10 protein-coding genes and 3 pseudogenes are annotated in these 12,937 nt (G+C 55.9%); 8 read left to right on the top strand and 5 right to left on the bottom strand.

Annotated elements, in window-relative coordinates; translation table 11 throughout:
• Positions 1–243 precede the first annotated feature (243 nt).
• A complete protein-coding gene (locus IV454_RS22990) occupies positions 244–1,083 on the top strand; it encodes a hypothetical protein (RefSeq protein ID WP_206088002.1) in 840 nt (279 codons plus the stop codon).
• Positions 1,084–1,108: 25 nt separating this feature from the next.
• A complete protein-coding gene (locus IV454_RS22985; RefSeq protein WP_206088001.1) occupies positions 1,109–1,270 on the top strand; it encodes a hypothetical protein in 162 nt (53 codons plus the stop codon).
• A 154-nt stretch (positions 1,271–1,424) separates the two neighbouring features.
• Here IV454_RS22985 and IV454_RS33720 read toward each other — a convergent pair whose 3' ends face one another.
• The 5 genes and pseudogenes from IV454_RS33720 to IV454_RS22960 all read right to left on the bottom strand — a co-directional run.
• Positions 1,425–1,676, bottom strand: coding sequence for a transposase (locus IV454_RS33720; protein ID WP_206088000.1), 252 nt, complete (start codon positions 1,674–1,676; stop codon positions 1,425–1,427).
• Positions 1,677–1,786: 110 nt separating this feature from the next.
• Entirely contained in the window at positions 1,787–3,052 is a 1,266-nt protein-coding gene (locus tag IV454_RS22975; protein ID WP_206087186.1) for an IS4 family transposase, read from the bottom strand.
• Between the two features lie 149 nt (positions 3,053–3,201).
• Positions 3,202–3,459, bottom strand: a pseudogene (locus tag IV454_RS33005) (transposase); the annotation flags it as partial.
• A 1-nt stretch (position 3,460) separates the two neighbouring features.
• Positions 3,461–4,329, bottom strand: a pseudogene (locus IV454_RS33000) (IS3 family transposase); the annotation flags it as partial.
• Between the two features lie 440 nt (positions 4,330–4,769).
• Positions 4,770–4,952: pseudogene (locus IV454_RS22960) on the bottom strand (thiolase family protein); the annotation flags it as partial.
• A 246-nt stretch (positions 4,953–5,198) separates the two neighbouring features.
• On the opposite strand from IV454_RS22960, the gene IV454_RS22955 reads away from it, so the two are divergent.
• From IV454_RS22955 to IV454_RS22930, 6 genes are all read left to right on the top strand, one after another.
• A complete protein-coding gene (locus tag IV454_RS22955) occupies positions 5,199–5,402 on the top strand; it encodes a hypothetical protein (RefSeq protein ID WP_206087997.1) in 204 nt (67 codons plus the stop codon).
• Between the two features lie 169 nt (positions 5,403–5,571).
• Positions 5,572–6,732 carry a GNAT family N-acetyltransferase gene (locus IV454_RS22950; RefSeq protein WP_206087996.1) on the top strand — a complete coding sequence of 387 codons (1,161 nt, stop codon included), beginning with the start codon at positions 5,572–5,574 and terminating at the stop codon, positions 6,730–6,732.
• A 10-nt stretch (positions 6,733–6,742) separates the two neighbouring features.
• The gene (locus IV454_RS22945; protein WP_206087995.1) at positions 6,743–7,957 is read left to right on the top strand and encodes an MFS transporter; all 1,215 of its coding nucleotides are present in this window, start codon (positions 6,743–6,745) and stop codon (positions 7,955–7,957) included.
• Positions 7,954–9,114, top strand: a complete 1,161-nt coding sequence (locus IV454_RS22940; RefSeq protein WP_206087994.1) for a LuxE/PaaK family acyltransferase — start codon at positions 7,954–7,956, stop codon at positions 9,112–9,114. Before IV454_RS22945 ends, IV454_RS22940 begins: the two co-directional genes overlap by 4 nt.
• 2 nt (positions 9,115–9,116) lie before the next feature.
• A complete protein-coding gene (locus tag IV454_RS22935) occupies positions 9,117–11,648 on the top strand; it encodes an acyl-CoA reductase (protein ID WP_206087993.1) in 2,532 nt (843 codons plus the stop codon).
• A complete protein-coding gene (locus IV454_RS22930) occupies positions 11,648–12,925 on the top strand; it encodes a phenylacetate--CoA ligase family protein (RefSeq protein WP_206087992.1) in 1,278 nt (425 codons plus the stop codon). Before IV454_RS22935 ends, IV454_RS22930 begins: the two co-directional genes overlap by 1 nt.
• Positions 12,926–12,937 lie beyond the last annotated feature (12 nt).

The raw sequence follows: 12,937 nt of genomic DNA, 5'->3' as shown, positions 1-12,937 counted from the left end.
TTGATTGGGAACCTCCCCAAAGATCTCCTCAGCCCGCTATTTTCAATATCCTTTACTTCCCACATGACGGTAGCAATCCCATCAATTATCAAGACTGCGGCATAACCTCGATGACTCGAAGTATGTACTGTGGGCCGCCAAGGACGTGAGAATTGAAGAGATTCCTAGCATTTCGCGGGGCTATACTGAAATGTGGCACCGGCCACACAATTGATTTTTTATTACATTTACTGACTGGGGGGCATGATGAGTTCGAGCGCACAGATTATTCATTTGGCAATGGTATCGGAGACAAAGAATGTAAAGGTGAAGGAACTCCTGAAAGTTAGTTCTGCATTGCAAAAACAAGTCATTCGCGATCTCTCTCCGATCTGGGAGGTAAATGCCACTGTTGATTCCTTCGCCGACTTGGAGGACGTTCCTGCAGACTACTGGCCCATCATCGTTCGGGACGACATCCATACCCCAGGCGCAGCAGGCATCCATCTTGATAAGAACGGCTCGCCTTTCGCATTGGTTCAACACTCCGCTGCTTGGTCCCTGACGGCAAGCCACGAATGCATAGAAATGCTGTGCGATCCTAACGGCAATCGGGTCATTGCTGGCCAGTCGCCTAAGCCAAAGCAAGGGCGCGTGCTATTCCTCGTCGAGCCTTGTGATGCGTCCGAAGCCGCGGCTTATGCCTATACGGTTAATGGCATCACCGTATCTGACTTCTACACACCGCATTTTTTCGATCCTATGAAGGTGGCTGGGGTGCGCTATAGTTATACAGGAGCGATCACTGCACCCAGAGAAGTGTTGCCCGGTGGCTACCTGAGTTGGCAAAACCTGGAGGATGACCATTGGTATCAGGAGGTTTATTTCGATAACAAGCCATCATTCCGCGATTTGGGGCCGCTAACCCAGGCAAACGGAAGTATTCGTAGCCAAATTTACAGCAAGACGCCGGAAACGCGCCAACATCGTGAAAATGGACTCAATTTCCTGACTGCTGCTGGTTTGCAACAGGTAGACAAATCAGGCTACAGTCGTGCGCAGCAGTTGCACGCGCAAATTGAGAGTCTGAATTCTGGGCACTAACGCGACAACGAAGGGGGAAATGACTATGAAAAGCAATTCCAAGGATGAGCGCAAGGAGCGTGCTGACGCGTTACGGAAAGAGGTTTCCGAAATTAACAAACCTTCTTCAAAGTCTCCTTCCCCCAATAGTAAAGAAAGCCCGGCGGATTTCATACGTCGTCGTATGGGGGAGATGGGTAAGAAATAGGTGAACTGAGGGGCACCTCGAATTACCGGTAAATTCCGCGTAATCGCCGATCGCGATGCCGGCAGATGCGTTTTTTAATGTCAGATCGAGCTGCTTCCCGCCCATTTGATGGGCGCTGAACCTCATTTTGCGCAGTCCGGACGGACTGCGGGCGTCAGAACGCCTCGACCTTGGCCTCCTTCAAATAGATCAGGCGCCGCAAATTGTAAGGAGCGACCTTCCAATTGAGCTGCTCCGTGGCGCGCGCCATCCCGATCATGCGCAGGCTCTTGCAGCCCATCTCGGCCAGGCCGGCAAACACATGCTCGATCCGGGCGCGGTCTTGGCGATGCGCGTATTGCGCCGCTTTTGGGTTTCCGAAATTGGCTTGTCCTTGCTTCCTTTGCGCTGGATGTGCATGCGCCATCCCTGCTGTGTCAACCTGTCCTCGCGCGCGCCATCGACGTAGCCCTTATCCGCCAACGTTGCGATTAGTATGCGAGGGGTCGCGCACCAATCCACCCAAGTTAAGCCATTTCAGCAATTTTTCTGACTCATTGCCTTGTGCGGTTTGGGGCCTTGCTTGCGTGGTTTCGAGAGATTTTCCCGATGTCGATAGGTCCGTCCAGCGATCAAGCCAAGCACGCCCCGTAGCAGTGCTCCGATCTTCCGTCCGATCACGCTTCCAAGCAGCAGGATGGGCATCAACGGCTTGAGCGCGGTGTGGGCGTAGGCGTGGTTGATGCGTTTGTTCGCGGGCAATTCGGCGTCGGCATGGGCGGTCAGCGCAACCAAGGCCTGCAGATTGTCGCAGACGATTTTGGCGGCAACATCTTGGGCTACGGCTTGCTGGGTCAATCCTGTGACGTGTTCCAAATTGAGGCGATGCTTGAGCCGTTTGAATGTTTCCTCGATGCCCCAGCGCTGGTGGTAAAGCTCGCCGAAGCAATCAGCCGGGTAGAGCTTGTCGTCGAACAGGTTGGTCATCAGAACGCGCTGCGCGCCAGTCGGCGAGACGTTGCGCACCAGACGCACGCGCTGCGGCTTGCGCGGGCACTCATAGTCGATCGCGTCCTGCTTGTCTGGCGCGCGCAGTATGACGATCCGCTCGTTCGCGCTTGAGCGCATGAAATCGCGTACGCAGGCGAAGCCGCTGTCGTTGTCGACACGCATGCAGAACTTGATGGCGCGCTGGTTCAACACTGCCACCAGCCAGCGGCAGGGATAGCCGCGATCGAGCAGCAGCAAATCGTCCGGGGAAAGCCGGTCGAGATGTTCAAACAGAAACTGCCGTTCGCCGCGCTCGTGGACGCTGTGCAGGGAGGCGGCGAGCATCAGGTCGGGACCCGGCAGAAACAGGCCGAACAGGATTTGATCGGCAAGGGCGGCGCGTTTGACATGACTAGCGCGCAGACCGAAACGTAGCGTCGAGGCATCGGCTGCGACCAGGCGAAGACCGCGCCAGCGCGGCACTAACCGATCCTGCTCGGCGCGCGCGATCAGCCAGTCGTTGAGCCGGGGGATAGCCGTCAGCGACAGCTTGGCGCGTGCTTGAGAGAACGCCTGTTCGGACACCTCGTGGACCAACTGAGCTTGGTGACGCAAATGCGCGAAGAAGGTGTCCAACTCGGCTTGGATGCTCATGCGCATGCCCGTCAGCATGATGGCAACCAGCGTGGGCAACGGCAATTTGCGACAGCGTGAAAACGCAGTCGGATGATCGGAATGGCGTGCGTCGTTGAGAAATTCTGTCGAGCATAGTCGGGCGGCGAAGTCTTGAAACAAGGTGGTCAGAACGGACATGGCGAGCAGTGGAAGCAAAAATTCACACTGCCGGCCGCGCTTCCAAACTGATGTCAAGTGTTTTTATGCCTATATTAAATATAAATCATCTAATTGCACATTAAATGCTAACTTGGGTGGATTGGGTCGCGCACCTCCTCGAAATGAAGGGTGTCATGCTCGTTGGCCGTGCTGACCTTGATCTTGCGTACCAGCTTGTAACGCTTGTCTGCGTTGGCCGATACCTTGTAGCCGAAGTAGGACTTGCCATGTTTCTTGGTCAAGCGCGCGTCCATATCTTTCTGCCGGCGCTGCGCAGGTGTCCACTCGATTGGCATGGCACCTTCTCCAACGAGCGCCTTTTCCTTTTTGCTCATCGATCGCTTCGGCGTCTGCACGATGCTCGCGTCGACCATCTGACCGCCACGCCTGTTGCTGTTTGCTGAATTTTTCAGCAAACAGCGCCGGTGGAACATTGGCGAGGCGCGAGTGGCGCCGCTGGCGGTTATAGCAGCTGTCGATATATTCCTGTATCGCCGCCCGTGCATCGGCCCTTGTCGCGTAGCGCTGATGGTGCACCAGCTCGTTTTTCAGGCTGCCCCAGAAGCTTTCCATCGGCACGTTGTCGTAGCAATTTCCTCTGCGCGACATGGATGCCTGCATGCCGAATTGCTTCACCAGTTTTTGATAGTCATGAACGCAGTACTGGCTGCCACGGTCGGACTGATGAATCAGACCGGGCGCGGGGCGCTTGTTGCGCACGGCCTCCATAGCGCCGTTGCCGTCAGCGTTTGCGTCATGCGTTCGCCCATCGCGTAGCCCACCAACTCGCAGGTGAAGACGTCCTTGATACCTGCCAGGTAGAGCCAGCCCTCGCCGGTGGCTACGTAGGTGATATCCGTCACCCAGGCTTCGTTCGGGCGGGTCGGTGCGAAGCTCTGGTTGAGCAAATTGTCGGCCACCGGCAGGTCATGGTTCGAATTGGTGGTGGCCTTGAATTTCCGCTTCTGCTTGCAGCGCAAGGCGAGCTCGCGGCGCAGTCGGACAATGCGGTCCCACCCCGCTGGAAAGCCTTGCGCTTCCAGTTCCGGCTGCATGCGTAGCGGGCCATACGTCTGGCGGCTCTGCGCATGGATGGCTTCGATGGCGACCTTCAGGCGCGCGTCGTCCTGCGCGCGCTGCGATAGCTTGCCGTCCGCCCACGCATAGAACCCGCTGCGCGAAACGTCAAAGACGCGACACAGTACGGTGAGGGGATATTCGAGTCGCAATTGTTTCATGACCGCGTACTTGGCAGCGTCAAGGGTTCGCTTCGCCGGGCTGCACCCGCCCTTGCCCCTGCTCCGGGCCCCTTGCATCATACAATCAGGGGGAATCAGGCATTCACAGCAGTAGGCCACATAGTAGCCGAAGTCAAGTTCAACTCGAAACGGCATTGGGCCCCCGCGGGCCGCCGTTGTGGGGCCGGCAAGACGTGGGCCAAGACCCGTCAGCGGCGCTCATGCGGGACAGGTGCGCCACCAAGGGCCGGGTTGCGACCACATGGTTGACGTGTTGACACCTTGTCCAAGCACGGCCGCATGATGTCTCTGTGCCATCGGAAAGTTTTCAGGTCGCAGCGACGTGCCATGAGCCGGTTTCGTGGCGCGACGGCAAAATGGCAGCCGCGATACGGTGGTTCATGCGCTTGAATCGCCTATCTTCCGCCTTCACTTCGGGGATGAAGGTGACGCGCTGGCCGCAGCGCGATCTGACGCGGATGGTGGCGCCGGTCGCGCCCTCCGGGTTGGCGCAGCCGATCAGCACATCCTCAACTTCACCCGGCTCGATGTTGGCGCGCGCGATGGCCGCCCGCAGCACATGGCCGCCCAGCGTGGCGCCGTGGGATCATGTTGAAGGCGCCCTTCCACGATTTGGCCAAGCCCGTGCGGGCGGTCTGGCATGTGTCTCTCCTGGTATGGGATGAATGGTCTGTGCCCGGCGGCGTTGGCCCGCCGCCGGGTGGATCGATACGAGAATAGCATAATTTAGTACGGTCGTTCGCAAATTTATTTGACGTGCCGAAGACGCCTGCGCGACGTAAAACATTGACACGACGGCGACGACGCCGGCAGGAGCCTTGTCAGGTGAACGCTTTGCCTCCAAAGCTTGCCGCCCAAAGCGCTGCATGTCGGTCATGAAAGCGTCACATTATGTCGAGAGCCCCGCGTTTATCGACTGGCAAGGTATCAAATGGTTTGCCAGAGCGAAGCGGCGCGTCGCTCTCGCTGTTTCAAGAAAAACCAGATCCGTGGAAAATTTAATGCTTATTGCATTTGCATTACAAATTGATGACAATTTTCCGCTTGATCTCGTTGTCCATCTTGACTAATCAATTGGCACCGGCCTCATATTTTCTTCCTCGTCACCAAGCTTTTATATCTCCCTGCTTGACTTTCAATATTGCCTTATATAGAATTCGGCGCCATGATTAACTTGCCCGCCGATAAAACGGCGTCATTCCAATAAGATAATACACTTTCAAAAAAAATAATACTATTATGAAAAAATATATTACCTTAAGAAAAGCCATTCCACGAGATGCCGCTCAGATCGTCGACCTCTACCAAAGCGTCTACCAAGGTGATTACAGTGATCCAATGATGTCGGAGACGGCGCGACTGCGCGCTGCGCTCGGGCGGGATGACTATTACTGGATTGTGGCGTCCATCGATGACCGAATTGTTGGTTCCGTCGTCTATCAGCACACGCTCACCGGGCTTGCCAAAGTCTTTGGCGCAGTCATTGAAAATGACTGTCGCGGACAGAATTTGACGGAACGGATGATGGAATTCGGCTATGCGCAATTGCGCGCCATCGCACATGTCGAAGTCGTCTACGCCACAACCAGAACGGTTTCTTCGGCACCGCAAAAATTGACGGCGAATCTGGGCTACCGAAAACTGGGAATTTTCCCAAATGTTCACAAGACGAGCGGGTATGAAACGCATTGCCTTACGGCATTATTTACGAAAAGCGCGTTCGATTCGCGCTTTACCGATTTTGCCCTGCATCCACGTCTGCGTCCCCTTTTTGAAATAGTCCGGCGCGAATGCGGCTTGCCCGCGATTCCCGACGATTGGATTCCCCATACCAGCGCCGAAAATTTCTCGCGCGCACGCTCCGCGCTGGAACTCGAATTGATCCATGCACCGCGCCTGACCAAGCGCCGTTTTGACGAGGGCAAGAACACGCTGGTGGCGCAAGACCACCATACTTTTTTCCCGTTTCAAGAACCCAATCTGCTGATCAGCTCGGCCGATCAGGACGTGGAGGTTTTCTGTTATTTTTCACAGACGGACAAACATTGCGTGTTGATCGGCATTCACGATTTGTGCAATGCAGGATTCGCCGATATCGTGGAAAAGGCATCGGTAATCTTGCAAGACCTGGGTGTGCGCTATATCGAATTCATTATTCGCGCCGATGAGTCGGAGAAAATAGAAATCGCAATGCAAGCCGGTTTCATTCCCTGCGCCTATTTCCCCGCCATGCATTTGATTGGCGCGCAGCGCTATGATTTCGTCATATTCAGCCGATCTTATGAAATACTGAATTTCAGAAATATCCGCCTGGAAGGCATTAATCGCGAATATTTGAACCAGTATCTGCAACTCTGGAAAAAAAATTCGCTGGAGCCGGAACCGGCGTGCGCAGCGTGACAGGATTATCATGAAATTTTCAATGGCAGTATTCAAGGACCAGAATTCATCCAGGCTTTTCGTCGGGCAATTCATTTCACAAATCTGCGACAAGATGATGACCCTCGGCCTGGTCTGGGTTATTTCGCAGGAGCAATCCATACAAATGATACCGTGGTTCCTGGCGATAGGCGCGCTTCCCCATCTGTTGCTGGCCAGCAGTGGGGGCAAGCTGGTGCAAAGAATCGGCGTCCTGAGGACACTGATACATACCGACGTATTAAGGGGCATGATCTTCTTGCTGGTCGGACTGTTGTGGCTCGCCTATTTCAAGCACCATTCGCTGACCACGCTATTTATCCTGACGTTTGTTTCAAATTTGCTTGGCGCGCTGTTCAATATCGCTGTCTTTACGCTGCCCGGGCTCATGCCAAAAAAGGAACTGGTCCCACAGTTGACCGCCATGGTCGATTCCTGCTTTTCCCTGGGGACGGTAGTCGGGCCAGCGATTTCCGCCCTGCTCTATCCTTGGCTTGGTTTGTCGGGTCTGCTTGTATTGAATGGGCTTAGCTATTTGCTGGCGGCAGGGCTGGAAGGGGGAATCCGGCTCGATCCTGCCGATCCGGAAACGGTCGAATCGGAGCCGGCGAATGCCGACATGGCGCCAGCGATACCCGGGCGGTCGATGTTTGCCGATCCCTTGATACGCTTCATGTTGTCGGCATTTTTCCTGATGAATCTTGCGCTGACACCCTTGATGGCCTTGCTCCCCTTGTTTGTCCAGACCCGATTCGCCGGCAATCTTGCCATGCTGGCCGCCTTCGAGGTGTCGATCGGCGTGGGGATGGTGGCGGGAAGTTTGTTGCTTTCGGTCGCGGAATTTCCGCTCAACAGGGGCAAGCGGGCGATCGCCGGCTTGAGCGCCGTGTCCCTGCTCTACCTTTTCTTTGGCTTGAACCACAATCCCGTATTGGCTTGCCTGGCACTGGCTGGCTTGGGGCTGGCACTGGCCGTCGTCAATGTGTCGCTATTGACGCTGTTTCAATCGCGGCCGGCGCCAGCCGATGTCCCCGTGGTCATGAGCTGGGTCAATACGATCAGTATTGGCGCCTTGCCGATATCGATGTTGATGGTGGGAAGCTTGATTGAAAAAATCGATTTGACAAAAATGACGATATGTCTCGCGCTCGGGTTGTTGACGATATCACTGGCCACCGCATTTTATCGGGAATTTAGGGAAATATGAATATCAAGACTATGCACGCGGTCCAGGGCGTTTGCGAACAACGCCATCCCTTCGCTTCCTCCGCCGCGCAGGAATCGATGTTTGTCGATGCCATGAAGGAAAATATCAACTGGCACCAGGAGCAATCGCCATTTTATCGGAAATTGCTGGAAATGAAACAATTTGATGCCGCCACGCTAACCTCGATCGATGACCTGGCGAGCATCCCCTTTGTTCCGGCGACGTTTTTCAAGTCGCACGAACTTCTTTCGGTTGCGCGCGATGACATCAAGCTGCACCTGACTTCTTCCGGAACCACCGGTCAAAAGTCGCAAGTCTCGTTTGATGCCTGGTCATTGAGCGCCGGGCAAAAGATGATCGACGCGGTCTTCGAGCACTTTGGCTGGAACACGCCGGATGTCAAGACCAACTATCTGCTGTATTCGTATGAAACCGCATCGGATTCGCAACTGGGAACGGCCCACACCGACAATTTCCTGTGCAAGTATGCACCCGTTGCATCGGCATTTTATGCTTTGCGCAGGACCGGCGCGCCAACAACGGCGACCGGCGGCGCTTCGCACGAGTTCGATGTTTTTGGTTGCATCGAAAAGCTGCAACAGTACGCCGCAGAAGGTCTTCCAGTACGCATTTTCGGTTTCCCGGCATTTCTGTTTTTTACACTGAAGCGGATGCGCGAGCTGGGCTTGCCGCCGCTCAAACTCTCCGCCGATTCGCTGGTATTCCTCGGCGGTGGATGGAAAGGCAATGCCGACCAGGCGATCGCCAAACACGATCTGTACGCCCGCATTCACGAGCAGCTTGGCATTCCCGACCTGCGTATCCGCGACAGCTTCGGCTCGGTCGAGCATGCCGTCCCGTACGCGGAGTGCGCACACCACCAATTTCATGTTCCGGTCTGGTCGCAGGTGATCATCCGCGATGTGCGTACCCTGAAACCAAGGAAATTCGCTGAAGCGGGCTTCCTGCAATTTCTCACGCCCTACATCACCTCAGTGCCTGCCCAGAGTGTCTTGATGGGCGACATGGCGACGCTGTATCCCGGCGAATCCTGTGCTTGCGGAAATGAGCGGCCGTATTTCGTCATTCACGGACGGGCTGGAACAAGTAAAAATAAAAGCTGCGCCATTGCGGCGGCTGAACTGTTGAGGCGGTAATCATGGAAAATATGAACAAGCAACACCTCTGGCAAGGCGAGTGGATCGGCGATCAAGAACTGGCCAGCAGGATCGGCGATATACAATCGTTGGTGGCCCGGCAAATGGCGTGCGAACTCGATATCGAGACGGTGCTGGCAGCCGGGGATTTACTCGGGAAAAATATCAGGGAAAAATCGGCTATTTTTACCGAATTGAAGAACTGCTTGTCTGGCACCGGTCAATTGACGTCGGACGAAATCGGTCTGGCCTTGCTTGAAATAGCCGATGTCTTGCGCCGTGAGAATCTGGAAAAGAAGCTGATCCGTGAACTCGGTTCCAGCAATCCCTTGCTCGCTTGCCGCACCCAATTCGACGATGCGATCTTCGAAGCGTGGGCGCCGTTGGGTTTCCTGGTCCACATCTCACCGCAAAATGCCTTCACGGTCGGGCCGATGAGCGTGCTCGAAGGATTGCTTTCTGGAAATCTTAACTTTCTCAAGACGAGTCCGCAAGAGAGTTCCTTCCCCCAGATCTTGTTACATGCCTTGGGCAAGTGCGATCCGAGCGCCCAGCTTGAGAAATTCATCATCGTGGCGACAATGTCGTCGAAGCGAAAAGATCTGTTGGAGCCGGTATTTGCCGGGGCCGATGGCATTGCCGCCTGGGGCGGTGAGGAGTCGATTCAATCGATACGCGCCATGGCCCCTGCCAGCGTGCGCATCGTCGAGTGGGGACACAAGATATCGTTGGCATTTCTTTCCATGGAAGCTGCCCAGGATCCCCATACCCTGAAACAACTCGCCATGGAATGCTGCCTGATGGAACAGCAAGCCTGTTCCAGTCCGCAATGCGTCTATCTCGACACGTCGGACTGGAATGAATTGCAGCGCTTTGGCGAGCGGCTTGCCGATGCCTTGACCTTGGTGGCGCACGAACTGCCACGCCAGTTGCCCGATACCGCCAGTGCCGGCGAAATTGCTTTGGTCAGCGAGTGTCACAGGCTCGAAGCGTGCCTCGGCAATGCTCGCCTCATCGAAGCACCAGATGGCGGGTGGCGCATTTACATCGACGACCATGCGGCGCTGGCGGCATCGCCGCTGTACCGCAGCATCTGGGTCAAGCCCTTGCCGCGCACCGACATCATCCGGGTCTTGCGGCCCATGCGCAACTATCTGCAAACAGTGGCGATCTGTTGCAAACTCTCGGAAATGCATCCGCTGTCGCGCTCTTTCTTGCGTGCGGGGGCGATCCGTATCCGGCGTATTGGCGAAATGACGGGAGGATACCCCGGCGAGCCGCATGACGGTGTCTATGCGTTGCAACGCTATTGCCGCAGAGTGAGCTTGCAGTTGCCCCATGAAGCGCAGGGGATTTCCAATTTCGATGAGTTGAGAAAATTCCCTCCGCTGCAGTGGGACCCGGTTCCGGCCATGACCGCCAAGGAGCAGTTCCAGTCGGTGCCGGCCGATCCTGCCCAAGCCCATCTTTTCTTCAAGTCGGGCGGTAGCACGGGCGAACCAAAACTGTCGACGTTCAGCTACCAGCAATACCATGAGCATATCCGGCTCGGTGCCGAGGGTTTGTACGCGGCGGGCTTTGATCCGCTCGGCGACCGGGCGATGAATCTGTTCTTTGGCGGGGGGCTCTACGGTGGCTTCATCAGCTTTTTTTCGGCACTCGAACAGTTGGGCGCCATCCAGTTCCCCATGGCGGCCCATGGCGATACCCGCATGGTCGCCCAGGAAATCGTCAAGAACAAGGTGAATGTCTTGCTCGGCATGCCATCGTATATTCTGCAACTGTTTGAAAAGGAAGCTGACATTCTCTCCGCCTATCGGGGAGTCAAGAAGATCTATTATGGCGGAGAACATTTCAGTCCCGCCCAGCGACATTATCTGCACCAGTCCTTCCAGGTCGATGTGATACGCTCGGCCGCCTATGGCAGCGTCGATATCGGTCCGATCGGCTTCCAGTGCGAACATAGCGATGGCGGCGTCCACCATCTTCAGCAACAGCTTCAATACCTCGAAATATTGAAAATGGATGAAGATCGAGCGGTGCAAGGCGAGGAAGTCGGCCGATTGGTTTTCACGCCGCGCATGTTGTCGGTCAATAAGCCATTGCGCTACGAAATCGGCGATGTCGGCCACTGGATCGCCGATCCGGATGGCATTTGCGCCTGCGGCAGGGCCGCGCCGCGCTTTCGACTGCTGGGACGGACGGGGGATATTTGTCGGATCGGTTCCACTTTCCTCAATTATCAGGAATTCATCCGTATCCTGGCGACGCACTTCGCCTATGCGGGCGAAGCGCAGCTGATCCTGGCGCAAGCCGAGATCAAGGAAAAGGTCATCTTGGTGATTTCCGATTCGGAGCGCTTGCCAGCGCTGCGTTGCCGAGAGATTTTCCTGGAAAACTACATGGATTTGCAGGAAGCCGTGCTGACCGATGAAACGCTGCTGTTTGAAGTGCAAGCGGTGGGAATCGATGAATTCCACAGGACTGCGGGAAGCGGAAAATTGATTCGTGTGCTGGACCGGAGAGCGCGTTGATGAGCATGGAAATTAGCCGGGAAATACTTCCCTCACTGATCGCGTTTGCCCGGAAAAATTCGCCATTTTATGGCGATCTTTACCGCGCATTGCCGGAAACGATACACGCGATCGAACAGTTGCCCGTGTTGAGCCAGCAAGCGTTTTGGGAAGCCAACCGTCTGGAGGGTGGGCAATTGCTGACGGGGCCGATGCACGATGGCATCGTCTTGAAGAGTGGCGGAACCACCGGCAACCCCAAGTTCTCGGTGTTCAGCCGGACTGACTGGAATGTGTTTGTCACAGCCTTTTCCCGCGGACTGGCGCTGGGAGGTCTGCAGGATGGCGACCGGGTCGCCAATCTGTTTTATGTCGGCGAATTGTATGGATCGTTCTTGTTTACCCACAAGGCGCTCGAAGAGTGCCCCAAGCGGGTCATGCAACTCCCGATTGCGGGCGCCACGACACCCGACGATGTCTATCGCATTATCACGGAATTGAAGGCCACGGTCTTGGCCGGCGTGCCGACCACAATGATGAGTCTGGTAGATTACATTGACAAGGTGGGGGGCGATCCAGCCGCGTCGACGGTCAGATTGATCCTGTTTGCCGGCGAAGCCATGTATCCCGATCAGCGCGCCAGGTTGGAAGCATGCTTTCCAGGCGTCGAGATCCGCTCCATCGGTTATGCGAGCACCGATGCCGGATTGCTGGGATTCGCCGATCTTTCATGCGGCCCCAATGAATTTCGCTGCTACGATGATGATGCGCTGTTCGAAATTATCGATGAAGAAACGGGCTCGCCCATCGTCGCGCCGGGCATCGAAGGGCTGGCCGTGGTCACGGCCCTGCGGCGCCATTTGATGCCGATCCTGCGCTATCCGGTCGGTGACAGGGCCAGGTGGGTCGATGCCCACGGTACGGCGCATCGCAAGTTTCTGTTACGGGGACGTTCCGATGAATCGGCCAGGGTCGGCCCGGTCACGCTGTATCCGGAAGATGTAAGGTCGGTACTGGCGTCGTTTCCGGCTTGCCAGGGCGCCTGCGATTTTCAATTGCTGACCATCCATCGTGACGGAAAGGATGGGTTGATACTGCGGATCGGCAATCGCAATGCCGATCCGGCGCTCAGCGCGCAGATCATCGCTGCGATCTACGAGCATCGCCCCATGTATGGTCAATTGCTGGCGCAAGGCAAGATCCTGCCCATCGACATAGAATGGGTGGATGCGACGGCGCTGGAAATCAATCCCCGCTCGGGAAAGCTCAAGCGCGTGATCGATCGTCGCTTTGCCTGAGTTCACGTAGAG

The sequence above is a fragment of the Massilia antarctica genome, from assembly GCF_015689335.1.
Lineage (GTDB): Bacteria > Pseudomonadota > Gammaproteobacteria > Burkholderiales > Burkholderiaceae_D > Telluria_A > Telluria_A antarctica.
The sequence above is the reverse complement of the archived record's forward strand: the minus strand, read 5'-3'. Positions and strand labels throughout refer to the sequence as shown.